We start from the raw sequence: 24,699 nt of genomic DNA, 5'->3' as shown, positions 1-24,699 counted from the left end.
TGCGGAGGCCCCGGAACGGCTCGGTCCATGAGGACAGCTGGGCCCCTCACCCCCATCGTACTCGGATCAGACCCAAAAAGCAAAAACAGGCTCCCGACGAGGTGAAGAAGCAGGCTTCTCAACGAGGAGGCGATGGCCATGCAGGCTGCGGCCCGGTGGCTGCGGACCATCTTTCTGGCGGGGCTGGCCGTGGTGGTCCCCGTTGTCTTGACGGCGTACCTGGTCTGGTTTGTCTTCAGCCGGCTGGATGCGTTGATGGCGGGGGTGGTGGCCGCGGTGGTGGGCCGTCCTGTGCCGGGAGGCGGGGTGGTGGCCAGCCTGGCCCTCGTCCTGGCCGTCGGTGTTGTCGCCACCAACTTCCTGGGCCGCCGGGTGATCCGGGCGGCTGAGCAGTTCGTCGAGCGGATCCCCGGGATCAGGACCGTCTACGGGGCAATCAAGGAGATCATGCACTCGGTGGTCCGGCCTCAGCGGGGCCAGTTCCGGAGGGCGGTTCTGGTGGAGTTTCCACCGGGGCTGTACATGCTGGGCTTTGTCACCCAGGAGGCCATCCCCTCCCGCTACCGCGGGGCAGAGCCTCTGGCGGCGGTCTACGTCCCCACCGCACCCAACCCGGCCTCGGGCTTTCTCTTCTTCGCTCCCCGGGAACACTTGATCGACCTGGAGGTCCCGGTGACTGAGGCCTTCCAGGCGGTCATCTCCGCGGGGCTGATCATGCCCGCCAAAGGCGGAGCCGGCTCGCCGGCGGGCCAGGAGGGGGCCATGCCGCAGCCCGACGCCGACGGGTGAGGCCCAGCCCCCGGTTGGGGCTCCATGCCTCCCCCGGGGCATCCTCCGCTCCCGCCGTTGCCCGGGGAAGCCGACGCAGCCTCAAAACAGGCTACTCGCGCGCGGTGGCGACCTCTTGGGTGGCGGCGACGGTGACCAGCCCCAGTTCCGTCAGGGGCCAGAACCGGAAGACGGCCCGCCCTTCCAAGGCCTCCCGGGAGACAACGCCGAAGCGACGACTGTCCTGGGAGCCGAGGGGGTGCCGGTTATCGCCCATGACAAAGTAGGTCCCCTCGGGGATGCGCAGGGGCGCCATGAACCCGCTGACGGCCACGTCGGTGTACGGTTCATCGAGAGGCTTGCCGTTGATCCAGACCCGCCCCATGGCGATGGAGATCTGCTCGCCCGGGAGGCCGATGATCCGCTTGATCAGCCGCCGGCCCGGCTCCAGGGGACTCTGCAGGACGACGATGTCCCCCCGTTGGGGCTCGCCGAAGCGGTACGAGAGCTTCTCCACGATGAGCCGGTCCCGGTCGTGCAGGGTCGGCTCCATCGACCGTCCCTCGACCACATAGGGCCTGGCGATGAAGGTGACGATGAAGAGCGCGACGGCCCCTGCCACGACGAAACTGCGAATCCACTCCAACAGGCCTTCCCGATCCACGGGCGTGACTCCCTTCCCCTGCTCCTTTGAGCCGGTCGACTCCTGGCTGGATCCGACGGAACGCCTGGAGCCGTCAACGGTTCACCCACCAGTCTAGCACGGAATCAGAAAAGAGTTCAATTGGTGTGGCCAGACCAGACCATCAGGGTCTGGACGGCCAGAGGTGCGGACCCGTCTCCTTCGGCGGCCGCCAAGGGGAGGGGCCTGCCTGGCAGGCTGCCCACCCTGGGGTGAGAGGCAGCCTTGCCCGCGGGAGGTGTGGGCCGCGGGGCGGGTGGCCGGCCCGGGAAGGGGTACCGCTGAAGGATGCCCCGCAGCCGCCTCGCCACCACCATCCGGTACCGGCGGGGGGCCAGATCGCCCTCCCGGTAGAGCTTCCGGGTGGCGTCGGCCAAGTCGGGAAGGATCTCGGCCAGCCGTTCCAAGTAGACCTCCCGGGCCCCCGGGCAGAGCCGGAGAACCTGGTGGCCCACCGCGACGGCGCCTGCCTGGTGGGCGGCTCCGACCACTGCGGCCAGGCTGGCGACACCGTCGGTGAGGCCGGGAAGGATGGGCGCCACCAGGATTCCGGTGGGGACGCCCAGCTCGTTCAGCCGGCGCAACGCCCGCAGCCGGGCCGCAGGCGGCGGCGCGCCCGGCTCGATGGCCCGGGCCAGGCCTCGGTCGACGGTGGTCAGGCTGATGGTCACCTGGACCCCGGCCCGGCGGTGCAGTTCCAGGAGCAGGTCCGCATCCCGGAGGATGAGGGGTGAGCGGGTGACGATGTGGGCGGGGGTCCGGTACCGGACCAGGAGCTCCAGGATCCGGCGGGTGATCCGGTAGTGCCCTTCGGCCGGCTGGTAGATGTCGGTGGCGGTGCCCAAGGCGACGGTCTCGCGCGCCCAGGAGGGACGGGCCAGCTCCCGTTCCAGCACTTCGGGGAGGTTCGTCTTGACGAGGATGACCCGGGAGAACTGATCCCCCGCGGAGAGGTCCAGGAAGGTGTGGGTCCGGCGGGCGTAGCAGTAGGTGCACCCGTGGGCGCAGCCTCGGTAGGGGTTGAGGGACCAGCGGAAGGGGAGGCCGGGAGCCCGGACCCGGTTGAGGGCGCTGGCCGCCCGGATCTCCACGTACTCCACCCGCCGTCGAGCCATGGGGCTCTCACCTCCTGGTGACGAACAGATATTCGCTGCCAGCATAGACGAACGGGTGATCGGTGTCAAGGGGTTGGGACTGGCGTTGACCTTTTGGGAAGCCGACGACAAAAGAGGAAAGACCACTACTGGGCCGTGAGCACCGGGACGGCTCGAACCACTGGAGGCATCCATCATGTTCCCGACACGAAGCGCGGTCCTTGAGGCCCTCGCCGTCGCTGTCCCCGTTTGGCCCCGACGCTGCCTCGTCGTCCTTGCCGCTGTCCTCGTCCTTGGTCTCGCCCTGCCCCCGGCACCGATCGCAGCCAGCCTCTCCCCCTTGGAGCGTGGGATCCCGGTGGAAGGCGTGCTGACCGATGAGGATCCCGTCCTGGACGACGGGACCTTCTTCCACCTCTACGCGCTGGAGGGCCGGGAGGGCGAACAGCTCCGGCTCCGGCTGTCGTCACCCGATGTGGACGCGTTTCTCGTGCTCTTCAGTCTCTTGGGGGACTGGCTCGTCAGCGACGATGACTCGGGCGGCGGAACAGATGCCCTCCTGGAAGCCACCCTGCCCGAGGACGGCACCTACCTGGTGGCCGTGAACACCGTCTGGGCTGGGGAGACAGGCCGGTACACCCTCCTCTGGGAGCTTGGGGCGACGGACCCAGCCCCACCGCTGGATGGGGAGGGGGACGCCTTGACAGCAGCCGAGGATACATCGGGCCTGGGGGTCGATGGCTTCTTGGTGCCCGGCCAGCCCGTCACGGGGGTGGTGGGTGCCTTCCCTGATCATTACCGGACCTACGTGGTCGAGGTGCCCCCTGAAGCCGACTCCCTCGTGGTGAGCCTGCAGGCCAAGGTGGATCTGGACCTCTTCGTTCGTTTCCGGCACCAGATGGAGGATTGGACCGAGGATCCCGACCACGCCGCGGTGACCCCGGCTGGCTTGGAAGAGCTGGTCATCGACGGGGCCGCCTTGCGGGCGGGGCCCTACTACATCGACGTGGCCAACCTCCTCTCCAGCTCGTCCGGCGGCCCCTTCGTCCTCCTGGCCACTCTGGGCGTCTCCGGGGACGAGCCGCGGGCCCTGGTGGCCCGCCCCGTCGAAGAGCAGGTGGCTGGGACCCTGGACCCGGGTGGCGGGGCGGACGGGGTGATGGGCGCCGGGGATCTGGTCCAGTTCTGGGCCGTTGACGTCCCGCCTGGAGCCCAGACCTTGGAGGTAGGGCTCTTCGACGCGAGCGGCCCCCTCGATTTGGTGGCCGCCCCCGAAGGTGCCTTGCCCTTCGATTTGGAAGCCTTCCCCCACGGGGCCATGACCGCTCTGGCGAACGAGCGCCTCTCTCTTCCGGTAGGTGCGGTCCAAGCCTCCCGGTGGTGGATCGGGGTGGTCAACTGGGAGCACGCCCCCGCCACCTACCGGCTGGAAGTCCGGGTGGACGAACCCCTGCCGCCCCATCCCACCGTGCGGCCAGCGGTCCCCCCGACGGCCTCGCCCTTGCAGAGGGCCCTCGCCGCGGCGGTCCAAATTGCCAGCTCCCTGGGCCTGGGCTCAGGGACCCTGGTCTCCCCCGACGGGCTCATCCTCACCAATTACCACGTGGTGGCCCACTGCGCCATCACCGAGCCGGCCTTTGCCTGTGCCGGCGAGCCCCTGCGGGCGGCCGACGGGAGCTTGGAGCGGCTGGTGGTGGGGGTGGCCGACGTGGAGCAAGGGGTGGCGGTGCAGGCGTACTACGCCGTCTTGGAGCAGGCGCTCCCGGAGTACGACCTGGCCCTGCTGCGGATCGAGACCGATCTTAACGGGTGCCCGCCCCCGGGCGCTTTTCCCTGGGTGCCCATTGATCTGGCGCCCGTTGCCCTGGGGGAAGAGGTCCTGGTCATCGGGTACCCCACCATCGCCCGGGCCGGGGACCGGAATCCCCTCTCCCTGACCCGGGGGATTGTTTCGGGCTTCACCACCCACCAGGGCCGGCGGGTCCTCATCCAGACCGATGCCACCATCAACTCCGGCAACTCCGGGGGCCTGATGGTGCGGGCCCGGGACGGGGTCCTGATTGGCGTGCCTTCCGACGTCCGGTACGACGCCGAGCTCTTCGAGAAGCAGGATTATGCCCGCCCGGTCCAGCTTCTGCCCGCAGCTTGGGTGGAGCTGATCGAGGCCGGTGGGGGGCGGGTTCTGCGGGGGGAGGCGGCCCCATGAGGGCCGCCCCTGCCGGGACCCGAAAGGGAGGTTATACTGTGGGCGGACCATGGCGGCCGCCCGTGGCCGCCCGGAGGGGGCCGTCTCATGGAACTGGGGATCTACTCCTTTGGCGAGCGCACGCCGGACCCGGAGACGGGCCAGGTGATCAGCCCTGAAGAGCGCGTGCGGCGGCTCTTGGAGGAGATTGAGCTGGCCGATCAGGTGGGGCTCGACGTCTTCGGCGTGGGCGAGCACCACCGGCCGGAGTACACCGTCTCCTCCCCCGCGGTGGTGCTGGCGGCGGCGGCCGCCCGAACCCGGCGGATCCGCCTCACCAGCGCGGTGACGGTCCTCAGCTCCGACGACCCTGTCCGGGTCTTCCAAGACTTCGCCACCCTGGACCTGATCTCCGGGGGCCGGGCGGAGATCATGGTGGGCCGGGGCTCCTTCATCGAGTCCTTCCCCCTCTTCGGGTATGATCTGGCCGATTACGACGAGCTCTTCGAGGAGAAGCTGGACCTTCTCCTCCGGCTGCGCGAAGAGGAGCGGGTCTGGTGGTCGGGGCGCTTCCGGCCGGCCCTGGACGGGCAGGGGGTCTATCCCCGTCCGGTGCAGGATCCCATCCCCGTCTGGGTGGCGGTGGGCGGCACGCCCCAGTCGGCGGCCAGGGCCGGGGCCTTGGGACTGCCCATGGCCCTGGCCATCATCGGCGGCATGCCGGCTCGCTTCCGGCCCCTGGCGGAGCTTCACCGCCGGGCCGCGGAGCGGGCGGGCCATCCCGCGCCCCGGTTGAGCATCAACTCCCACGGCTTCATCGCCCGGCGGAGCCAGGAGGCCGCCGACCTCGCCTTCCGTCCCTTCAAGATGGTCATGGACCAGCTGGGTCGGGAGCGGGGCTGGCCGCCGATGAGCCGGGAGGATTTCGAAGCCTCCCGCAGCCTCCACGGGGCCAACTTCGTGGGGAGCCCCGAGGAGATCGCCGAGAAGATCCTCTACCAGCACAAGCTCTTCGGGCACGATCGCTTCCTGCTCCAGCTGACCGTCGGCACCATCCCCCACAAGAAGGTGCTGGAGGCCATCGAGCTCTTCGGCACCGAGGTGGCCCCCCTGGTCCGGCGGGAGCTGGCTTCCCGTACCCCCCAACCGTCCCCCCGTCCCTGATCAGCCTGGCGTGATCTCGCTGACAGAGGGCTGTCAGCGAGGCGGGAGTATCCTGGCGCGGCGGGCCCGGCGACCCGCCCATGGGTTCTCCTTCCCGATCCGTGAAGATTCGTCTTGACGGACTGGCCAGGTCTGTGCTAACTTTCTAGCACACGGTTGCGGCGCTGCCCCTTTCCCGGGCGGCTGCCAGCCCGGCACGGAGGAGGTGGAACCCATGCTCATGACTGGCACCGGTAGGCTCGGTCCGGCTCAGCCTCGCCCGTCGTTGGTCTGCCCGGAAGTGCGGGCGATTGGGCACGCGCGGCGTCATGGCAGCATGGGGTGTCCGCCTCAAGGCGTGCGCTGGTCCTAAGAGCGACCGGTTCACCTTTCGAGGCCGTGACACCCGGGACGGGGCCACGGCCTCACCTTTTGCGCGGGACCCGGAGGGTCGATGCGCGGGAGGCCGCGGCGCCACGAGGGCGGCGGCCTCCCTTCGCGCCTGGAGGTCGGGGCCGCTGCTGGCACGAGGAAAGGAGCACTCGTGATGTTGAGGGATGACCACACGGCCCTGATCCTCGCCCGCTTGCACCATGAGCGGCTCTTCGCCGAGGCGGAGCGGGAGCGCCAAGCCCAGGAGGTGTTGGAGGAGAAGTCGTCCAAGCCGGCCCACCCGCTGCCCCTCCTCGACCGAGTGCGCCGCTGGCGACGTCGACCTGCCCTCTGAGCGACGGGGCCGCGCCCGGGCTTCCCGCCCGGGGCGCCCCTCTCGACTCCGCTCCGGAACGACCCGGTTTGACCACCATCCCGCGCGCCGATCCCCCGGGCCGCGGGCCAGGGGAGGGATCACGGGGAGACCATGACCAAAGGCGATCGACTGGCGGCCATCCTGATCACCCTCCAGTCGCGGGAGCTGGTCCGGGCCCAGGAACTGGCCGAGCGGTTCGAGGTGTCGGTCCGGACCATCTACCGCGACATGCAGGCCCTCAGTGAGGCGGGGGTGCCCGTGATGGCCATCCCCGGGACGGGGGGCGGCTACCGGTTGATGGATGGTTACCGGCTCCCCCCGCTCACCTTCACCACCGAGGAGGCCCTCGCCCTGCTCCTGGCCCAGATCGCTCTGGCCCAGATGGAACAGGGGCCCTTTGCCGAGGCGGGCCGGCGGGCTATGGACCGGATCTTGGCCGTCTTGCCCGAGCATGTGCGGGCGGGCGTGCTCTCCATGGAGCGGTTGATGGCTGTCCGGGGCTCGGGAGCCATGCAGCCCAGGGAACGGACGTGGCTGGGGACGTTGCTCGCCGCCCTCTGGACCCGACGGCGGGTCCGGCTGCTCTACCGGAAGCCCCTGGCCGAGGAGGCCGAGTGGCGGCTGGTGGATCCCTACGGGATCGGGTTCGGTTTTGGGCGCTGGTACGTGCCGGGGTGGTGCCACCTCCGGCAGGCGCCCCGGACCTTCCGCCTGGACCGCATCGAGGTGGTCGAGCTGCAGAACGAATCCTACGAGCTGCCCAAGGGGTTTACCATGGAGGTGTGGGCCGAGGCGTTCTTCTCCCAGCCCGACGCGGCCCGGGTCTGCGCGACGGTCCGCTTTCTCGACGAGCGGACGGCGGAGAGGGCGGCCAACGACCGCCTCTTCCAGGGCCCGCCCGCCCGGCGGGGAAACGAGTGGGTGGCCACCATCACCTACCCGAGCTACGACACCGACTGGGTGGCCGAACGGCTCCTGAGGTACGGTGGCGCCGCGGTGGTGGAGCACCCGCCCGAGCTGCGGGAGATGGTGGTCACCTTAGCCCGGAAGGTGCTCCGAGCCTACGGGGACCCGGTCCAGGAGACCGCGACGGGCGGAACCCTCACCCGATGATCCCGCACGCCAGGCGGGGGCCCGAGTTCCCCGCGGGCTGGCTCCGGTAGTCGTCAGGGTGCTGGTGGATGATGACGGCCAGGCCGGCCACGTCCTGGGGGCGGAAACGGCTGGTGAAGAAGGCCATCTCAGCCCGCCCGTCGTTGGAGAACAGGACGGGAAAGTCGCCTGCGTGGTTACCGTGGGGCTGGCCGTCCGGGTTGTAGTGCCCTCCCGCCGCGGTGAAGGGCTCGTTGGGGTCGCCCACCTCGCAGCTCCCCTTCTCGTGGAGGTGGAAGCCCAGCGGGCCCGTGGGTGGGGGCCCTGGAGTGTAACCCGGCAGGCCCTCGACCCGGACTGAGACCCAGGTGCCTTCGTCCACCGCCCGGAAGGTGATGGTCCCCCGGATCTGGGGGGCCAAGGGGCCACCGCGCAGCTCGGCCGTCAGGTGAACGCCATCCCGCATCCGCCCGCCGACCAGCCCCGCCGTGACCGCCAGCAGGATAAGGGCACCGCCCCCGACCAGAGCCCAGCGGGGGATCCGTTTGACCAGGATGGGCCGCACCGCCATCGACTCCTCCCAGAAGGATGGGGGGGCAGGCTCCCTGGTCGGTCGTCCTGGGCCCCCGCTCCTTCCATGGGTATGGCGACCCGGTACAAAGATACCGCCCCAGCCAGTCCTCTGTCCTGAGCAGCGCCCGGAGGCTCGTGATCAGCTTTACTTCGTCTTCTCCCCGGTGATAGACTAAGGTTGGGATACGTGATAGTACTCACAACCACTTAGTGTGACCGACTGCGACTGATTGTGACCTGTACGGCGCCTGCCGTACCCTTGGAGGGCTAGGCCAATGCGACGACGGAGGATGCCGGGTGGTGTACGGACCGGGGAGCCCCCAGGTCCGCTGGGGCCCATTCTGTCCTTGGCGGATCCGAAGCGGCTCATCCTGGCCTGCGCCCAGCCTGGCCATCAACTCAACCCGCTGGTGAAGAAGCGGGAACGGGTCGTGGGCGGCCAGCGATTGGCCGAACCCAACGGGGAAGGTTTCCCCATCTACGCGCCTTGCGCGGGCACGGTGACCGATGTGGCGCCGGCCTTGAGTTCGACGGGGGATTTCGTCCTCGCCATCTTCCTGGAGAATGATGGGAGCGGCGAGACCGCGCCGGCGTTGCCGGGCTGGGACGATCCGACGGATCCGACGCCCGAAGCGATCCGCCTGCGGGCCCTGGAGGCGGGGATTCCCGACGTGGCCCGGGGTGGGATCGCGTTGGCTCGGAGCCTGGCCCCGACCACGCCCATCCAAACGGTGGTCCTCAACGGGTGCACCACGGAACCCTTGGTCCAGGCGGAGCGGGTCCTACTCCACCACGAGTGGGAGACGGTGCTCTTCGGCTTCCGGGCTGCCATCCGAGCCATCGGCGCCCCCGAGGCGATCGTTGCCCTGTCGGTGGCCGACCGGCCCCTGGTGGGCACCCTCAGCCAGAGCTTGACCGAGCGGGATGCCATCACCATCGAGATCCTGCCCGACCGCTACCCGCAGGGGCTGGAACGGTACCTCTTGGCCGCCTTGCGAGGCGTCGACCTGCCGGTGGGGGAGGATCCGGCCACCGTCGGCTTCGCGGTTTTCGACGTGACCACCATGCATGCGCTGGGGCGGGCCCTCAGGGACGGGCAGCCCTTCACCCACCGGGTGGTCACTGTGGCCGGCGACGGGGTGGCCCGACCGGGGAACTACCGGGTTCCCCTGGGGATGCCCCTGGGCGCGCTGATGGAGGCGGCGGGCCGGCAGGGGACGATCCGGCAGCTGGTCTGGGGCGGGCCCCTCTCGGGGACGGCCGTCGCCTCGGAGGAGATCGGCGTCTGCGCCAACACCCGGGCGGTCCTGGCCTACCAGCAGCCCGTCTCCTTCGAGGTCCCGACGACGGACTGCATCCGGTGCGGCCGGTGCATCGACGTCTGCCCGGAACGCCTCTCACCCATCTACCTGGCCCGGTATGCGGAGCACAAGCGGTGGGATGAGGCCGAGGCCGAGGGGGCGTTGCTCTGCAGCAGCTGCGGGGCGTGCTCCTATGTCTGCCCCACGGGTCGGCCCCTCGTCCAGTCGATCCAGCTGGCCCGGTATGAGATCCTCCGCCAGCGGGAGGCGGAGCGGGCCAGCCAGCCCAAGGAGGTGGCGGTCCCGTGAGCACCCAAACGACGACGGCGGCCCAGGATGGGGTCACCACCCAAGGGCCAACCCTCATCATCGGCCCGGCGCCGTATGTGCATGCGCCGTTGACCCGCCAGGCCATTCTCGCCGTCTTCATCACCGCCGTGGTGCCCGTTCTGGGCGTGGCCACGTACTTTTTCGGCTGGCGGGCGCTGGGGGTCGCCGTCGCCGCAGTGGCTGGCGCATACGGAGCCGAGGTGGTCGCCCACTGGGCTCGACAGCGGAGCCTCTTCGGCTCGCCGGGGCCGGCGCTGGTGACGGGCCTGGTCCTGGCCCTCGCCTTGCCGCCGGCGGTCCCCCTGTGGATTCCCTTCATTGGCGCCTTCTTCGGGGTGCTGGTGGCCCAGGAGCTCTTCGGCGGGTACGGCTACCAGATCTTCCACCCGGCCATGGTGGGGTGGGTCTTCCTGGTGATCAGCTTTCCTTCCTTTATGGAAGGCTGGCTGGAACCCTTTGAGCTGGTGACGGCCGCCACGCCTTTGAGCCAGATCCGGGCCGGCGCCGGTCCCGACCTGTGGACGCTCTTCGCCGGCACCACCGCCGGTGCCCTGGGCGAGACCTCGGTCCCGGCCATTCTCTTGGGGGGGCTGCTCCTGCTGGTGACCCGGGTCGCCGACTGGCGCCCGGTGGTGGGGATGCTGGGCACCGTCGCGCTGATGGGTTGGGCTTTCACCGGCAACCCGCTGGCCGAGCTGATGGCCGGTGCGGCGCTCTTCGGCGCCTTCTTCGTGGCCACCGATCCGGTGACCACCCCCCTCACCCGCTGGGGCCGGTTCCTCTTTGGTGTGGGTGTGGGGCTTGTCATGATGGTGATCCGTCTCTGGGCCAGCCGCCCGGAGGGGGTTGCCTTTGCCATTCTCTTCATGAATTCGTTGGTGCCGCTGGTCAATCTCTTGACCCGCCCGCGGCCCAAGAAGGGGGCGACAGCCGGTGCGTAACGCCTGGCGGATGATTCTCGTCCTTGGTCTGGTCTCTGTAGCCTCAGGGATGATCCTCGCCGGATTTTATGGCTGGATGGGCCCGCGCATCGAGGCCCAGCAGCTGCGGGAGCAGTTCGAGGTCGGGTTTAAGCAGATCTTCCCCGAGGCCGCCGACTTCAAGGCGGTGACCCCGGTGGAGCCGCTGCCGGAACGGGTGGAGGAGCCGGTCTACCAAGCCCTGGATTCTTCGGGGAACGTGCTGGGGCTGGTCTACAACGCCATCGGTGACGGATACGGTGGACCCGTGAAGGTGGCCGTTGGCGTGGATCCCGATCAGGGCCAGATCGTGGGGTTGGCCGTCCTTTCCCACACCGAGACGGCCGGCCTGGGCTCCCGGATCGAAGAGCCCTCCTTCCGGGACCAGTTTGCGGGCAAGCCGGTGACCGATCCCTTCGAAGTGGGCCGGGACGTGGACGGGATTACTGCCGCCACCGTCTCGAGCCAGGCGGTGAGCCGGGCGGTGGGCGAGACGGCCCGCGGGGTGCTGGAGGCCTTGGGATACTCGGTGCCCGACGGGGCGACCCATGCGACGCCCGACGCGGAGACCCACGCCACCACCTCGGCCACGCCTGACGCGACGAGCCACGCCACCCCGGCGGAGAAGGCCGGCGGGGCAGCCGGTCCGTCGGTGGAGGCGGTCCAGGCCCTCTTCGGCGCCGGCGTGGATTTGGGCCTTCCCCTCTGGCCGGTCTGGGATGAGGCGGGCGCCTTCCAGGGCGTGGTGGTCGAGTCGAGCGCTGACGGCTTCAAGGGCCCCATCCGGGTGCTGGTGGCCATCGATCCGGTGGCCGGCCGGGTTCAGGGCATCCAGGTGGTGGAGCAGAACGAGACCAAGGGCCTGGGCGACAAGGTGACCCTGCCTGAGTTCACCGACCAGTTCGTCGGCATGCCGCTGGATGCCGCCTTCCAGGTGGGCGTCGACGTCGACGCGGTCACCCGGGCCACCGTCTCCTCCAAGGCTGTGACCGAGGCCGTGGCGCAGGCCGTCGAGCACGTGAAGGCCATCGTCGGCCAGGGACGCTAAGGGGGTGGCAGGGGTGGCACAGTATTCCTTCTGGCGGGAGAAGTGGCGGCTCATCTCGGAAGGCCTCTTCCGGGACACGCCCCCCTTCTTCCTGGTGATCGGGCTCTGCCCGGCCCTGGCGGTGACCACCGCCGCGATCAACGGGGTCGTCATGGGTATAGCGGTCACCTTCGTCTTGATGGGAGCTGAGGTGATCATCTCCCTCCTGCGGAAGTGGATCCCCAGGACCATCCGGATCCCCGTCTACGTCATCATCATTGCGGTGCTGGTGACGGTGATCGATCTGGTGCTGGCCGGGACGGTGCCGGCCATCCACCGGGTGCTGGGCATCTTCGTGCCCCTCATCGTGGTCAACTGCACCATTCTAGGTCGGGTGGAGGCCTTCGCGGCCCACAACACCCCGGCCAACGCAGCGGCCGACGCGCTGGGGTATGGCCTGGGCTACATGTGGGCCCTGGTGGCCATCGGCTCCGTCCGGGAGATTCTGGGCAACGGCACCTGGTTCGGGCTCCAGATCTTCCCTGAGGGCCTGCCGACGGTGGACCTCTTCAAGCTGGCTCCCGGCGCCTTCGTCACCATGGCGGCGGTGCTGGCTGCCCTCAACGTGATCCGCCGGCGCCAGGCCCCGACGAGTGAGAAGAACGCGGCCATTCCGGTGGTCAGCCGGAACGCTGCCGCCTAAGGGGGGACGGATCGGTGGGCGAACTGATCATGCTCTTTGTGGGCGCCGCCCTGGTCAACAACTTCCTGCTCAGCCGCTTCCTGGGGATCTGTCCCTTCCTGGGCGTTACCCGGGAGCTGAAGTCGGCCTTGAGCATGGGCGGGGCCGTCACCTTCGTCATGTTGGTGACGGGGCTGGTGGTCTGGCCCTTGCAGCACTACGTCCTGGACCCTCTGGGGCTGGGCTTCCTCCAGACGGTGGCGTTTATCCTGATCATCGCGGTGCTGGTCCAGCTCCTGGAGATGTTCATCCGGAAGATGAGCCCCGCGCTCTACGAAGCCTTCGGGATCTACCTGCCCCTGATCACCACCAACTGCGCCATCCTGGGGCTGGCCCTGCTGGTGGTGGGCGAAGGCTTTACCTTGGCGCAGACCCTGATCTTCGCCTTGGGGAGCGCGGCGGGCTACACCCTGGCCATGCTGATGATGGCGGGGATTCGCCAGGAGATGGAGTTCGCCGACGTGCCCCAGGCCTTCCAGGGGACGGCCATCTCCTTGCTCATCGCCGGTCTGATGGCCCTGGCCTTCCTGGGGTTCGGGGGCCTGAACGTCGCCTGACGCCAGACGGTTGGGCTGGCGGCCGGGGGCGGGAAGTTTAAGGAAGGAGGCCGGGGGATGGTCTCGTCGATGGTCACCGCCGGCGCGGTGATGGGAGTCATTGGCGTCCTCTTCTCCATCGGGCTCTTCTACGCGGCCCGGGCCTTCCACGTGGAAGAGGACGAACGGGTGGAACTCTTGACCAACATGTTGCCGGGGGCCAACTGTGGGGCCTGTGGCTTCTCCGGCTGCAGCGGCCTGGCCCAGGCTCTGGCCGCGGGACGAGCCCAGCCCACCCAGTGTTCCGTGGCCAACAGTGAGCAGCTGGCCAAGATCGCGGAGTTCCTGGGGGTGGAGGCGGGGCCGGTGGAGCGGCAGGTGGCTCGGGTGATGTGCGGCGGCACCTCCGCCAAAGCCACCCAGCTGGCGGGCTACGTGGGCCTGGAGGACTGCCGGGCGGCCCACCTCATCGCCAGCGGGCCCAAGGGCTGCACCTACGGCTGCCTGGGCCTGGGCACCTGCGTGCAGGAGTGCCCCTTCGACGCCATGGTCCTGGGGCCCGACGGGCTGCCCGTGGTGGATGAGAGCGTCTGCACGGGCTGCGGCATCTGCGTCCAGGTCTGCCCCCGGGGGATCATGCAGCTGGTCAGCCCCGAGGCACCCCTGACGGTCCGGTGTGTGTCGCCCATGGCGGGCAAGCAGGTGCGGGCCGTCTGCCAGGCGGGTTGCATCGCCTGCAAGATCTGCGAGCGGGTCTGCGACCAGGATGCGATCCACGTCATCGACAACCTGGCCCGGGTCAATGAGGAGCTGTGCAATGGGTGCGGCGCCTGCGTGGAGAAGTGCCCCACCCACTGCCTGGAACTGACGGACGGTCAGGTCCGGGTGCTGGAGGCCGTCTGAGATGGGCCGCCGGGCCTGGCTCCTGGGCGTCATCGCCGTCGCGGCCCTGGCCCTGGTGGGGGTCATCGCCCTCCGCCCCAACGCACCCGGGGAGCCCGTGGAAGTGACGGGCTTTGCCATGGGGACCTTCGTCCGGGTGGTGGCCGACGGTCCCCGGGCGGCCCAGGCGGCGGAGCAGGTGATGCCCCTTCTTCAGGCCATGACCCAGGCCCTGGACCGGTTCGAGCCCGACTCGGACGTAAGCCGGATCAACGCCCGGGCGGGCCGGGGGCCCGTCCGGGTGCAGGCCGAGACGGTGGCGGTGGTGCAGGACGCCCTCCGGCTGGCCCACCTGACAGAGGGCGCCTTCGATCCGACCGTGGGTCCTCTGGTGGACCTCTGGGGGTTTGTCCAGACAGAAGAGGCCCCGGCTGACGGGGAGGGGACGGTGCGAGGCCGCCGGCCCCCGGCCCCGGAGGCCATCGCCCAGGTGCTGGAACGGGTGGGCTACCAGCACCTGCGGGTGGATGAGGAGGCCTCCACGGTGGAACTGGTCCAGCCCGGCATGGGCTTGGACCTGGGTGGCATCGCCAAGGGCGCCGCGGTCGACCGGGTGGCCCAGCTCTTCCGGGATGTTGGGGTGGAGCGGGCCCTCATCGACTTGGGCGGCAACCTCTACGCCCTGGGCCGGAAGGCCGATGGTTCCCCCTGGAGGGTAGGCATCCGCCACCCCCGGAATCCGGGGGCCGTTCTGGCCATCGTGGAGGCGAGGGACGTGGCCATCGCCACCTCAGGCGACTACGAGCGCTACTTCATCCACGAAGGGGTTCGCTACTCCCACCTCCTCGATCCCCGCACCGGCTCCCCGGCCCGGGAGCTGGCGAGCGTCACCATCCTGGCGCCGAAGGGCGTCGATGCCGACGGTTTGTCCACCGCGGTCTTCGTCCTGGGGCCGGAGGCCGGGGCCCAGCTGGTGGAGAGCCTGCCCGGGGTGGAGGCCATCTTTGTCGACCCAGCCATGAACGTCACCTACACATCGGGCCTGGAGGGCCGGATCGAGGTGCTCACCCGGTGACGGGCGCGGCCGCAGCCGGCGCCCCGCCCAGGGCGCGGGCCCACCGGAGTGCCCAGGATGTGGCCCGTTTGGGGGTCTTTCTCGCCCTGGGGGTGGCCCTCCACGTCTTGGAAGCCCAGCTTCCCGCCCTGCCCCTCCCTGGGGCCAAGGTGGGCTTGGCCAACCTGGTCTCCCTGGTGGCCCTGCATCTGTGGGGCGCGAGGGAAGCTTTCCTGCTGGTGGTCCTCCGGCAGGTCCTCGGCTCCCTGGTCATCGGAACCTTTCTGGCGGCCCCCTTCTGGTTTGGGCTGGTGGGCGGGGTGGTCAGCGTGGCGGTGATGGCGGCCATCCTCCGATGGGCCGGGGGCTGGTGCTCCCCCGTCGGGCTGAGCCTGGCGGGGGCGGCCGCCCACAACCTGGGCCAGCTCCTGGTCGCCTGGGGCGTGACGGGCCAGCGGGCCGTGCTGGCCTACCTGCCGTTTCTCCTCCTCTTTTCCCTCCCGGCGGGCGCCCTGGTGGGCTGGGGAGCCCACCGGATCCTGGCGGCTTTGATGCCCCTGGTGGCCCCCCTCCAGGGCCGCGGGGAGCCCGAACCCCTCGCCACGACGAAGGTCCTCCGTCCCGGCGACTGGGCGGTGGGCCTGGGCGTGACGGTGCTGGCCGGAGTCCTTCTCTGGAACACCTGGGTTCTTCCCGGCGCGGCCGACAGCGGGGCGGTCTCGGCGGTGGTCACCGTGGGGGACCAGGTGGTGGCCCAACTCCCTCTGGACCGGGAGGCGGTCCATCCCGTGGACGCCGGACGGATCCACCTGGTGGTGGAGACCGCGCCCGGACGGGTCCGGGTCCGGACCGCCACCTGCCCCGACCAGGTCTGCGTCCTCACCGGCTGGATCTCCCGGGCGGGACAGAGCATCGTCTGCCTGCCCGGCCGGGTGGTGGTCCAGGTGGAAGGCGGCCAGGCAGCCCCCTACGACGCCATCACCCGCTAGTCCCTTCCCACAGCCTTCCTGACCAGCCACCTACCTGCACAGCCAGAGCACCAGGCCATAGAGGGCCGGAAGGCCCACCACCAGCCAGTCGGTGGGGCGCCACCGCAGGGGATGGAGGCTCCCTCGTGGGGCGCCGCCCCGGTATCCCCGAGCTTCCATCGCCTCCGCCAGGCGGTCGGCCCGCCGCAGGGCTCCCACGAAGAGCGGGGGGAGGATGGCCACCGCCGCCCCCAGCCGGGCGCGCCAGCCTTCCCGTGCCCCCTGGCCCCGGGCCCGCCTGGCCAGGCTGAGGCGCTGGGCCTCGTCGGCCAGGAGAGGGATGAAGGCCAAGGCGATGGCGAGGATGAGGGAGAGGTCGGGGACCCGGAGGCCGACCCGCCCCAAGGGAGCCAGGAGCCGCTCCAAGCCCCGGCTCAGGGCGAGGGGCGGTGTGGTGGCGGTGAGCAGCCCGCCGGCCAGGGCGAGGAGCCCCAGGCGGGCGGCCAGCACCAGCCCCCGTTCCAGGCCGGCGCGGCTGGCCCGGAGGGGGCCGAGGGTGAACCACGGCTCTCCCGGTGTGAGAAAGAGGTTGAAGAGGAGGGTGACCAGAAGGAGGATGGCTACCAGGCGGAGGGCCCGGCCGAAGACCCGCCACGGCACCCGGCCGGCGGCGGCTCCGAGGGCGAGCAGCAACGCGCCCGCGGCCAGGCTGGCGGCGGTGCGCGCCTGGCTGAGGGCGACCAGGAAGAGGAGCAGGGCCAGCAGCTTGGCCCGGGGATCGGCGCGGTGCAGGAATGAGGCTTGGGCGGCAGAGGGGGTCAGCAGCACGCCTCCTCTCCCCAGAGAACTTTTCCCGCCCAGTCTACCATGTTCCCGGGCGGCGAGGGCAGGACCTGGAGAGAGGAGGCGGCCTTCAGCGGATGGCGACCTCGGCCAAGAGGGGCTCCAGGTCTACCACCGGCCGGCCGTGGCCGTCGGCCACCGCCTTCTTGGCCGGGGGCTCGCTCAGGTAGTTGGGGAGGCGCTGGACCAGCCGCTCGCCCAAGCTGGGGACGGCCCGGTTTTCCCAGAAGACGCCGGTCCGGATGGGCTCCTCCGAGCGGGTCGCTTCGGCGATGAAGGCGGCCATTCGGGCCTGGAGGGTGGCCTCGTCCGTCCCTGGGAGGATCACCGGATCGTAGCTGGGTTCCAGGGGGGCGTAGCGGGGGAGACCACCCCGATCCTTCCCGGCGAACCAGGCCTTGGTGTGGAGGTTGTTGTAGGTGGGGCAAGGCTGGAGGACCTCCAAGAAGGCCAAGCCCGGGTGGCGGATGGCCTGTTGGATCAAACGGACCAGCCCCCGGATGTCAAAGGCGTACCCACGGCCGATCCAGGTGTAGCCCGAGGCCATGGCCAGCATCAGCGGGTTGATGCCGCTTTGGATGGTGGGCTCGGGCAGGCTCTTGGTCTGGGCGCCCAAGGGGAGCGTGGGCGAGGCCTGCCCCTTGGTCAGCCCATAGACCTCGTTGTTGAAGAGGATGTAGGTCAGGTCCAGGTTGCCCCGGCCGGCGTTGACGAAGTGGCCGGCCCCGATGGCCATGCCGTCGCCGTCGCCGCCCACCGCGATCACCGTCAGCGCCGGGTTGGCCAACTTGGCCCCGATGGCGTACGGGAGGACCCGCCCGTGGAGGGTGTGGATATCGTAGGCGTTGACGTAGTACTGGGTCTTGCCCGAGCAGCCGATCCCACCGAAGACCGCCACCTCATGGGGCCTGAGGCCCAAGCCGGCCAGAGCCTGCTGAAGGGCGTTGAGGATCCCAAAGTCCCCGCAGCCCGGGCACCAGTCGTTGGGGTAGTCAACCTGGAAATCCTTGACGGTCACTGTCGCCACCGACATCTCCAAACCACCTTTCTGGGCAGCGCCCGCTGCCGGTCACTCGAAGGGGTTGCGGATGACGTACCGCGGCCCCGCCTTGCCAGCCAGAATCGCCCGCATGGCCTCGAGCAGCTCGTTGACGGCGATGGGGCGGCCATTGTACTTGACCACCAGATGGTCGGGCTTGGTGCCCGTCTCCTGGGTCAGGAGCCGGGCCATCTGGCCTGAGTAGTTGGTCTCCACCACCACCAGCGGTTGGGCCGTCGCCAGGAACGGCGCCAGCTCTTGGGCGGGGAAAGGCCAGAGCATGCGGATCTGGAGGTGCCGGACCTGCACACCTTCTGCGGCCAGCCGCTGGGTCGCCTCCAGGATGGCCCCCTTGGTGGAACCCCAGCTCAGGACGGTGAAGGCTGCATCAGGATCGCCGTAGACCTGGAGCTTCTCCTCGGCCGGGATCTCCCGGGCGGCCACCTCCAGCTTCCGCATCCGCTTCTCCATCTGCTGTTCCCGGGTGGTCGGGTCTTCGGTGACCCGTCCCACCTCCGAGTGCTCGGCCCCCGTCAGCCAGTGCATGCCGCCGGGCTGGCCCAGGAGGGGCCGGGGCGAGATGCCCGACTCGGTGGGCCGGAAGCGGGGGAAGCCCCCGGGCCAGGCTCCGTTCTCGGCCGGCTCGGCCACCAGCCCCCGGTCGATGGAGAGCTGGCTGGTGTCGAAGGGGTCCACCGTCTGGAGGGTGCTGGCCAGGGTCTTGTCCAGCAGGTGGATCACCACCGTCTGGTACCGCTCAGCGTAGTTGAAGGCCTGGGCCGCGTCCACGAAGGCCTCGGCCACATCGCCCGAGGCCAGGACAAAGCGGGGGAACTCCCCGTGACCGGCGTGGGCCGCGAAGAGGAGATCGCCCTGCTCGCTCCGGGTGGGAAGCCCCGTGGCCGGGCCGCCCCGCTGGTAGATGGTGACCACCAAGGGGACCTCGTTGATGCCCGCCCAGCCCAAACCTTCGGTCATGAGGGAGAGGCCCGGGCCGGAGGTGGCCGTGGCGCTCCGGGCGCCGGTCAGGGCGGCCCCGCTGGCGGTAGCCACCGCGGCCAACTCGTCCTCTGTTTGCCAGACCAGGACCGAGCTGGTGCCGCCGTCCACGGTGGGGACGGTGGCGTGGCGCTCCAGGTAGACGCTCTCATCGGTGGCCGGGCTGATGGGGTAGTAGCTTTGGAAGGCGATGCCGGCCGCCAGCTTCCCCATGGCCACCGCCTGGGTGCCGGAGAGGAAGAGCCGGACGGGGCGCTCTGCCCGGGGGGCGAGCCGGAGGGGCAGGGCCTCCAGATCCCAGGTCTCCCGCGCGTAGGCGTAGGCCAAGTCGACGGCCTGCTGGTTCAGCTCGGTCATGGGGCTCGAGCCGAAGGTGAGGGCCACGCCCTTCTTGATCAGCTCCGGATCGTACTGGAGCAAGGCGCCCGAGAGGGCGACGGCCACCGTGTTGATCATCCGCTCGGCCCGGGCCCGGGAGGCGCCCAGGGTGCTGGTGAGGTGCTCGGCCAACTCGCCGTAGGGGACGGAGAGGACCGTCACCCCCCGTCGGCGAGCCGCCTCCAAGAGCCCGGCGGTGGTGGGGGGGAGCCCCGCCTCTTCCAGGTGGGAGACCAAAGCCTCCTGGAGCGGGGGATCCAGGAAGACCATCCGGTCAATGGGGACGTCGGCCGCCCCGGCGTCGTGCAACAGGAGCCCCCCGGCGGCCACGGCCAGCGCGTGCCGGACCAGGGTCTCCGTCTCGAAAGTGACCAGGATGTCCACCGGGTTCCGGTGAACCGCCACCGGGTGGGTGGCCACCCGGATGTCGAAGTAGCTGTGCCGGCCCATGATGTTGGAGTAGTACTCCCGACGTCCGAAGACGAAGAAGCCTCCCGCGGCCGCGGCGCGCCCAAAGACGCCGGCGGCCGTGTCCACACCCTTGCCCTGGGGCCCGCCGACCCGCCAGGCGATATCGACCACGTTTGCGCTCACCGTCGCTCCTCCCTGGGCTTCCACTGGTTCTGTGTACACTGTATGAAGAAACCTACTCATAGCTATTCTCGATTGGCCAGAGATCTCCTGCGCCTCGCCACCGGCCCGCCGCCCATCACCCCGGACCCACCGGTCCAGCCCTCAGACTTCTCTGCCACTTTGCCAGGGAGTTGACGGCACGCCAAGGAACGGCTAGACTGGCACCAAGTGACGGTCTCCGGCCGTCTCGCCACAACTGCATAGTGCTTTTGAGGTGCTTTCATCCAGAGTGGCGGAGGGACAGGCCCGATGAAGCCCGGCAACCGGCACCCCTGGCGGGGGTGTGCGGTGCCAATTCCTGCCGGATTTCCCGGAGAGATGAGAGCCGACGGAGCGGCCTCTTCACTCGGGAAGAGGCCTTTTTCTTCCTCAAGCTCACGGCCCGTCGCCCGAGGCGGGCGCTCCCGGGGCCGGCAGCCGCTTCTGGCACGGGAGCGCCGGAGCACGGCGACGGGAGGGAAGACCCCTGGCCTACGTAACACCGGACGGGTCCCTGGGAACGGTTCCCGCCACGCCCCAGGTGGCAGCCCCGCGGGCCGGACGGGTCGTCGTTCGACTCCAGGGTGTCCACAAGGGATTTGAGACGGAAAACGGGCGGATCGAGGCCCTGCGGGGCATCGATCTGGAGGTGCGCGCCGGCGAGATCTACGGCGTCATCGGGGTGAGCGGCGCCGGCAAGAGCACCCTGGTCCGCTGTGTCAACCGCCTGGAACGGCCTGATGCCGGCCGGGTGGAGGTGGACGGGGTGGACCTCACCTCGCTGGAAGGGGCCGAACTGCGCCGCATGCGCCAACGCATCGGCATGGTCTTCCAGCACTTCAACCTCCTCCGTTCCCGGACCGTGGCGGGGAATGTGGCCCTCCCCCTGGAGATCGCCGGGCGACCCCGGGCGGAGATCCGCCAGCGGGTGCAGGAGCTCCTGGAGTGGGTGGGGCTGGCCGACCGGTGGGCCAGCTACCCCTCGGAGCTGTCGGGCGGCCAGAAGCAGCGGGTGGGCATCGCTCGGGCTTTGGCCAACCGGCCCCGGTTGCTTCTCTGCGACGAGCCCACCTCCGCGCTGGATCCCGAGACCACCGCCTCGGTCTTGGACCTGCTCAAGCGGGTGCGGGACGAGATGGGGGTGACCATCCTCATCATCACCCACCAGATGTCGGTGGTCCGGGCCATCTGTGACCGGGTGGCGGTGGTGGAGGCGGGCCGGGTGGTGGAGGAAGGGCCCACCAGCGAGGTGCTCGTCCGGCCCCAGTCGGAGGCGGCCCGCCGCCTGCTGGGCCGGTCCGGCCCCCGGCGCCAGCCCCTGCCCGACCGGACGCCGCCCCCACCGGGCCAGGAAGCCCGGCTGGTGGAGCTCCACTTCGTCGGCGAGACGGCCAAGGAGCCGGTCATCACCCACCTGGTCCGGCGGTTCCCCGTCATGGCCAACATCCTGAGCGGTCAGATCGACCGGTTGGGCGGGACGCCCTTCGGGGTGCTCTTGGTGGAGTTGACGGGCAAGCCCGGCGACCTGGAGCGGGCCCTCACCTACCTCCGGGAGGTCGGGGTGATCATCCAGGAGTGGCATGAGGAGGTGGAGGAGCGATGATCATCTCGCCCGTGGTCCTCAAGCTGACCTGGGAAGCCCTCCAGGAGACCCTGCTCATGGTCGGCGTTGCCACGGTCTTGGCTGAGCTGGGCGGGCTGCCACTGGGGGTTCTCTTGGTGACGACCGCCCCCGGGCGGATCCTCGCCTCGCCCCGCCTCCACCACGTGCTGGGCCTGATCGTCAACGTGGGCCGATCCATTCCGTTCATTATTTTGATGGTGGCCATCATCCCCTTCACCCGCTGGTTGGTGGGAACCTCCATCGGGACCACGGCGGCCATGGTCCCGCTGACCGTCGCCGCCATCCCCTACGTGGCCCGGCTGGTGGAAAGCTCCCTCAACGAGGTGGATCCGGGCGTGGTGGAGGCGGCGGTCGCCATGGGGGCCACCCCCTGGCAGGTGATCTGGAAGGTCTACCTGCCCGAAGCGGTCCCGTCCCTCATTCTCGGAGGGACCATCACGGCCATCACCCTGGTGGGCTACTCGGCCATGGCCGGGGCCGTGGGGGGCGGCGGGCTGGGCGACCTGGCCATCCGGTACGGGTACCAGCGGTTCCGGACGGACGTGATGCTGGTCACCGTGGCGGTGTTGGTGGTGCTGGTCCAGGGGATCCAGTACCTGGGCAGCTACTGGGCCCGGCGGCTGGACCGGCGGTGAAGGTTTGGGGTTGGGGGAACCCCACGCGGGAGTGACGCGCCCAAAGCGCAACGAAGGAGGCGACGTACGTACGATGGGAAGCCGTGCCATCTTCCGGGGAGCCGGGCTCTTGGGGGTGCTCTTGATCCTGGCCATGGCCCTTGTGGCCGGGACCGCCGCGGCCCAGACGGTGCTCCGGGTCGGGGCGACGCCGGTGCCCCACGCTGAGGTGCTCCAGGTGATCCAGCCCCAGCTGGCCGCGGAAGGGATCCAGTTGGAGATCGTGGAGTTTACCGATTATGTCCAGCCCAACCTGGCGCTGGCCGCGGGCGATCTGGACGCCAACTACTTCCAGCACATCCCCTACCTGGAGCAGTTCTCCCAGGACCACCGCCTGGACCTCACCTACATCGCCGCGGTCCACATCGAGCCCATGGGCGTCTACTCGGGCCGGTGGACCCGGCTGGAGGACCTGCCCCAGGGGGCTTCCATCGCCATCCCCAACGACCCGACCAACGGGGGCCGGGCCCTGCTCCTCCTCCAGTCGGCGGGTCTGATCCGCCTGGACCCGGCCGCCGGCATCACGGCGACCATCCTCGATGTGGTGGAGAACCCCCTGGGCCTCCGCTTCCGGGAGCTGGAGGCGGCCCAGCTGCCTCGGGTCCTCCCCGATGTGGACGCGGCCGTCATCAACACCAACTACGCGCTGGAGGCGGGCCTCAACCCCGTGGCCGACGCCCTCACCATCGAGGGGAGCGACTCGCCCTACGCCAACGTGCTGGCCGTCCGCACCGACCGGCAGGACGATCCGGCCCTCCAGGCCCTGGCCCGGGCCCTCACCTCCAGCCAGGTCCGGGACTTCCTCCTGGAGCGGTACGGAGGCGCGGTGGTGCCCGCCTTCTGAGCCTGAACCGTCATCCCCTCGGGGCCCCGGCTTCGCCGGGGCCTCTCCCTTTTCAAAGGCCTCCCGACCCCTGATGCGGAACTGGATACCAAGCGGCCTGTCCCGCTTTGCAGTTGGGAGTGGTATGCTAAGCCGCGAACGGCTCATTTCGTGAGGGAGGGTCCTTGTTGTCAAGTCAGTCAGCGCAGCGTCCCCAGGAGCGTGGCCAGGGCGGGATCGCTGACCACCTTCGCTGGGCGACGGCCGAGGTCGAGGCTGTAACCCAGGAGCTGAAGGTTGATGCCCATCAAGGTCTCCCGTCCGACGAGGCGGCTCGCCGGCTGGAGACGCATGGTCCCAATCGTTTGGCCGAAGCCCCGGGCCGGAGCTTCTTCCAGATGGTTTGGGATCAGATCACCGAGCCGCTGGTCCTAATCCTCATCGGCGCCGCGCTCCTCTCCGCCGTCTTAGGCGAGTGGGCGGACGTCGTCGTTATCCTCGCCATCGTCATCCTCAACGCCCTCCTCGGTGCCTCGCAGGAGCAGCGGGCCGAGGCGTCCCTGGCGGCCTTGAAGAAGATGGGCGCGCCCACGGCCCGGGTCCTCCGGGACGGCCGGGTGCGGGAGGTGCCCGCGGAGGAACTGGTCCCGGGGGACGTGATCCTCTTGGAAGCGGGGGACAGCGTGCCCGCCGACGCCCGGATTCTGGAGTCCGCCTCCCTCCGAACCGATGAGGCGGCCTTGACGGGGGAGTCGGAACCCGTGGAGAAGGGGCACCGACCCCTCGACCCCGAGAAGGTCCACGGTCTGGGCGACCTGGGGAACCTGGTCTTCAACGGCACCACCGTGGCCTACGGGCGGGGGCGGGCGGTGGTCTATGCCACCGGGATGGAGACGGCCCTGGGCCAGATCGCCGGCCTCCTGGCCGATGAACCCCAGGAGCAGACCCCCCTGCAGCGTCGGATGGGCGAAGTGGGGCGGACCCTGGGGCTGGCCGCCGGTGTCCTGGTCCTCCTCGTCTTCGGTATGGGCCTCATCCGGGGCGAGGAGCTCATCACCATGCTCCTTACAGCCGTCAGCTTGGCGGTGGCCGCCATTCCCGAAGGGCTGCCGGCCATTGTGACCATCGTTCTGGCCCTGGGTGTGCAACGGATGGCCGCCCGGCGGGCCATCATCCGCCGCTTGCCGGCGGTGGAGACCTTGGGCACGGCCACCGTGATCGCTTCCGACAAGACGGGCACCCTGACCCTGAACCGGATGACCGTCACCCACCTGGTGACGGCCGAAGGCGAGCTGGATCTCTCCGATGGGAGCAGCGAGGCCGCCGCGGCTCAGGGCGCCCCGGCGGTGGCCGCCGTCCCCGAGGCGACGGGCCCCGACGGGGTGCTGGCCCCCACCGTCGCCTGGCTGGTGGCGGGGGGCGCCTTGGCCAACGACAGCCGGTTGGAGGAAGAGGACGGCACCGTGCGGGCCATCGGCGATCCGACCGAGACCGCCCTCCTGGCCGTCGCCCGGCGCCTGGGCGTCAGCCTCAGCCGGCTTGACCGGGCCTTCCCCCGGGTGGCCGAACTCCCCTTCGACTCGGACCGGAAGCGGATGACCACCTTCCACCGCCCGGAGGCCG

General features: G+C 69.9%; 24 protein-coding genes and 1 riboswitch. Of the genes, 17 read left to right on the top strand and 7 right to left on the bottom strand.

The window, feature by feature from the left end:
* Positions 1-138: 138 nt before the first annotated feature.
* Positions 139-789: a DUF502 domain-containing protein gene (locus FWJ67_RS01305; RefSeq protein WP_414482534.1), complete on the top strand. Its 651-nt coding sequence runs from the start codon at positions 139-141 to the stop codon at positions 787-789.
* 91 nt (positions 790-880) lie between these two features.
* Here FWJ67_RS01305 and lepB read toward each other — a convergent pair whose 3' ends face one another.
* A complete protein-coding gene (gene lepB / locus FWJ67_RS01300) occupies positions 881-1,432 on the bottom strand; it encodes a signal peptidase I (protein ID WP_304174163.1) in 552 nt (183 codons plus the stop codon).
* A 116-nt stretch (positions 1,433-1,548) separates the two neighbouring features.
* Entirely contained in the window at positions 1,549-2,565 is a 1,017-nt protein-coding gene (locus FWJ67_RS01295) for a radical SAM protein (RefSeq protein ID WP_304174165.1), read from the bottom strand.
* Positions 2,566-2,902: 337 nt separating this feature from the next.
* On the opposite strand from FWJ67_RS01295, the gene FWJ67_RS01290 reads away from it, so the two are divergent.
* The 4 genes from FWJ67_RS01290 to FWJ67_RS01275 all read left to right on the top strand — a co-directional run bounded on the left by FWJ67_RS01290 (position 2,903) and on the right by FWJ67_RS01275 (position 7,733).
* Positions 2,903-4,750, top strand: a complete 1,848-nt coding sequence (locus FWJ67_RS01290; RefSeq protein ID WP_304174167.1) for a trypsin-like peptidase domain-containing protein — start codon at positions 2,903-2,905, stop codon at positions 4,748-4,750.
* Between the two features lie 87 nt (positions 4,751-4,837).
* A complete protein-coding gene (locus FWJ67_RS01285; RefSeq protein ID WP_304174169.1) occupies positions 4,838-5,893 on the top strand; it encodes an LLM class flavin-dependent oxidoreductase in 1,056 nt (351 codons plus the stop codon).
* Positions 5,894-6,419: 526 nt separating this feature from the next.
* Positions 6,420-6,599: a hypothetical protein gene (locus tag FWJ67_RS01280; RefSeq protein WP_304174170.1), complete on the top strand. Its 180-nt coding sequence runs from the start codon at positions 6,420-6,422 to the stop codon at positions 6,597-6,599.
* Positions 6,600-6,731: 132 nt separating this feature from the next.
* Positions 6,732-7,733: a helix-turn-helix transcriptional regulator gene (locus tag FWJ67_RS01275; RefSeq protein ID WP_304174171.1), complete on the top strand. Its 1,002-nt coding sequence runs from the start codon at positions 6,732-6,734 to the stop codon at positions 7,731-7,733.
* Here FWJ67_RS01275 and FWJ67_RS01270 read toward each other — a convergent pair.
* Positions 7,723-8,178, bottom strand: coding sequence for a superoxide dismutase family protein (locus FWJ67_RS01270; RefSeq protein WP_414481778.1), 456 nt, complete (start codon positions 8,176-8,178; stop codon positions 7,723-7,725). The genes FWJ67_RS01275 and FWJ67_RS01270 overlap by 11 nt on opposite strands.
* A gap of 454 nt (positions 8,179-8,632) precedes the next feature.
* Here FWJ67_RS01270 and FWJ67_RS01265 point away from each other — a divergent pair, with 454 nt between their 5' ends.
* The 8 genes from FWJ67_RS01265 to FWJ67_RS01230 all read left to right on the top strand — a co-directional run bounded on the left by FWJ67_RS01265 (position 8,633) and on the right by FWJ67_RS01230 (position 16,105).
* The gene (locus FWJ67_RS01265) at positions 8,633-9,895 is read left to right on the top strand and encodes an RnfABCDGE type electron transport complex subunit C (protein WP_414481721.1); all 1,263 of its coding nucleotides are present in this window, start codon (positions 8,633-8,635) and stop codon (positions 9,893-9,895) included.
* Positions 9,892-10,857 (top strand): RnfABCDGE type electron transport complex subunit D, encoded by a 966-nt coding sequence (locus tag FWJ67_RS01260; protein ID WP_414481720.1) that lies wholly within the window; start codon positions 9,892-9,894, stop codon positions 10,855-10,857. The genes FWJ67_RS01265 and FWJ67_RS01260 overlap by 4 nt, the downstream gene beginning before the upstream one ends.
* Complete coding sequence (locus tag FWJ67_RS01255) at positions 10,850-11,923, top strand: FMN-binding protein (RefSeq protein ID WP_414481719.1); 1,074 nt, start codon at positions 10,850-10,852, stop codon at positions 11,921-11,923. The genes FWJ67_RS01260 and FWJ67_RS01255 overlap by 8 nt, the downstream gene beginning before the upstream one ends.
* 13 nt (positions 11,924-11,936) lie before the next feature.
* Positions 11,937-12,605, top strand: coding sequence for an electron transport complex subunit RsxE (rsxE, locus tag FWJ67_RS01250; protein WP_414482533.1), 669 nt, complete (start codon positions 11,937-11,939; stop codon positions 12,603-12,605).
* A gap of 14 nt (positions 12,606-12,619) precedes the next feature.
* Positions 12,620-13,201: an electron transport complex protein RnfA gene (locus FWJ67_RS01245; protein WP_414481717.1), complete on the top strand. Its 582-nt coding sequence runs from the start codon at positions 12,620-12,622 to the stop codon at positions 13,199-13,201.
* Between the two features lie 57 nt (positions 13,202-13,258).
* Positions 13,259-14,083 carry an RnfABCDGE type electron transport complex subunit B gene (locus FWJ67_RS01240; RefSeq protein WP_304174185.1) on the top strand — a complete coding sequence of 275 codons (825 nt, stop codon included), beginning with the start codon at positions 13,259-13,261 and terminating at the stop codon, positions 14,081-14,083.
* A 1-nt stretch (position 14,084) separates the two neighbouring features.
* Entirely contained in the window at positions 14,085-15,137 is a 1,053-nt protein-coding gene (locus FWJ67_RS01235) for an FAD:protein FMN transferase (protein ID WP_304174187.1), read from the top strand.
* A gap of 68 nt (positions 15,138-15,205) precedes the next feature.
* Positions 15,206-16,105: a Gx transporter family protein gene (locus FWJ67_RS01230; RefSeq protein ID WP_414481716.1), complete on the top strand. Its 900-nt coding sequence runs from the start codon at positions 15,206-15,208 to the stop codon at positions 16,103-16,105.
* A 30-nt stretch (positions 16,106-16,135) separates the two neighbouring features.
* Here FWJ67_RS01230 and FWJ67_RS01225 read toward each other — a convergent pair whose 3' ends face one another.
* The 3 genes from FWJ67_RS01225 to FWJ67_RS01215 form a co-directional block, all read right to left on the bottom strand.
* Positions 16,136-16,912, bottom strand: coding sequence for an energy-coupling factor transporter transmembrane component T family protein (locus FWJ67_RS01225; RefSeq protein ID WP_414481715.1), 777 nt, complete (start codon positions 16,910-16,912; stop codon positions 16,136-16,138).
* Positions 16,913-16,997: 85 nt separating this feature from the next.
* Positions 16,998-17,954, bottom strand: a complete 957-nt coding sequence (locus FWJ67_RS01220) for a thiamine pyrophosphate-dependent enzyme (RefSeq protein ID WP_414481777.1) — start codon at positions 17,952-17,954, stop codon at positions 16,998-17,000.
* A 42-nt stretch (positions 17,955-17,996) separates the two neighbouring features.
* Positions 17,997-19,937, bottom strand: a complete 1,941-nt coding sequence (locus FWJ67_RS01215) for a 2-oxoacid:acceptor oxidoreductase subunit alpha (RefSeq protein WP_414481714.1) — start codon at positions 19,935-19,937, stop codon at positions 17,997-17,999.
* Positions 19,938-20,193: 256 nt separating this feature from the next.
* Positions 20,194-20,301, top strand: a riboswitch (SAM riboswitch).
* 195 nt (positions 20,302-20,496) lie between these two features.
* On the opposite strand from FWJ67_RS01215, the gene FWJ67_RS01210 reads away from it, so the two are divergent.
* From FWJ67_RS01210 to FWJ67_RS01200, 3 genes are all read left to right on the top strand, one after another.
* Entirely contained in the window at positions 20,497-21,558 is a 1,062-nt protein-coding gene (locus tag FWJ67_RS01210) for a methionine ABC transporter ATP-binding protein (RefSeq protein ID WP_414481713.1), read from the top strand.
* A 2-nt stretch (positions 21,559-21,560) separates the two neighbouring features.
* Complete coding sequence (locus FWJ67_RS01205; protein ID WP_414481776.1) at positions 21,561-22,214, top strand: methionine ABC transporter permease; 654 nt, start codon at positions 21,561-21,563, stop codon at positions 22,212-22,214.
* 133 nt (positions 22,215-22,347) lie between these two features.
* Positions 22,348-23,097 (top strand): MetQ/NlpA family ABC transporter substrate-binding protein, encoded by a 750-nt coding sequence (locus tag FWJ67_RS01200; RefSeq protein ID WP_414481775.1) that lies wholly within the window; start codon positions 22,348-22,350, stop codon positions 23,095-23,097.
* A gap of 179 nt (positions 23,098-23,276) precedes the next feature.
* Here the strand turns inward: FWJ67_RS01200 and FWJ67_RS01195 are convergent, their stop codons facing one another.
* Complete coding sequence (locus tag FWJ67_RS01195) at positions 23,277-23,429, bottom strand: hypothetical protein (protein ID WP_304173747.1); 153 nt, start codon at positions 23,427-23,429, stop codon at positions 23,277-23,279.
* Here FWJ67_RS01195 and FWJ67_RS01190 point away from each other — a divergent pair.
* Positions 23,367-24,699: cation-translocating P-type ATPase (locus FWJ67_RS01190; protein ID WP_414482549.1), on the top strand; the 1,333-nt coding region annotated here is incomplete at its 3' end. The genes FWJ67_RS01195 and FWJ67_RS01190 overlap by 63 nt on opposite strands.

This window comes from Limnochorda sp. (genome assembly GCF_047459355.1).
Classification (GTDB): Bacteria; Bacillota; Limnochordia; order Limnochordales; family Limnochordaceae; genus Limnochorda.
This window is presented reverse-complemented; position numbering and strand designations above follow the sequence as displayed.

Coding starts and splice junctions, on each gene's coding strand:
- FWJ67_RS01305 (WP_414482534.1), top strand. CDS start 139: ATGCAGGCTGCGGCCCGGTGGCTGCGGACCATCTTTCTGGCGGGGCTG.
- FWJ67_RS01295 (WP_304174165.1), bottom strand. CDS start 2,565: ATGGCTCGACGGCGGGTGGAGTACGTGGAGATCCGGGCGGCCAGCGCC.
- FWJ67_RS01285 (WP_304174169.1), top strand. CDS start 4,838: ATGGAACTGGGGATCTACTCCTTTGGCGAGCGCACGCCGGACCCGGAG.
- FWJ67_RS01280 (WP_304174170.1), top strand. CDS start 6,420: ATGTTGAGGGATGACCACACGGCCCTGATCCTCGCCCGCTTGCACCAT.
- FWJ67_RS01275 (WP_304174171.1), top strand. CDS start 6,732: ATGACCAAAGGCGATCGACTGGCGGCCATCCTGATCACCCTCCAGTCG.
- FWJ67_RS01270 (WP_414481778.1), bottom strand. CDS start 8,178: ATGCGGGATGGCGTTCACCTGACGGCCGAGCTGCGCGGTGGCCCCTTG.
- FWJ67_RS01240 (WP_304174185.1), top strand. CDS start 13,259: ATGGTCTCGTCGATGGTCACCGCCGGCGCGGTGATGGGAGTCATTGGC.
- FWJ67_RS01235 (WP_304174187.1), top strand. CDS start 14,085: ATGGGCCGCCGGGCCTGGCTCCTGGGCGTCATCGCCGTCGCGGCCCTG.
- FWJ67_RS01200 (WP_414481775.1), top strand. CDS start 22,348: ATGGCCCTTGTGGCCGGGACCGCCGCGGCCCAGACGGTGCTCCGGGTC.
- FWJ67_RS01195 (WP_304173747.1), bottom strand. CDS start 23,429: ATGCGTCTCCAGCCGGCGAGCCGCCTCGTCGGACGGGAGACCTTGATG.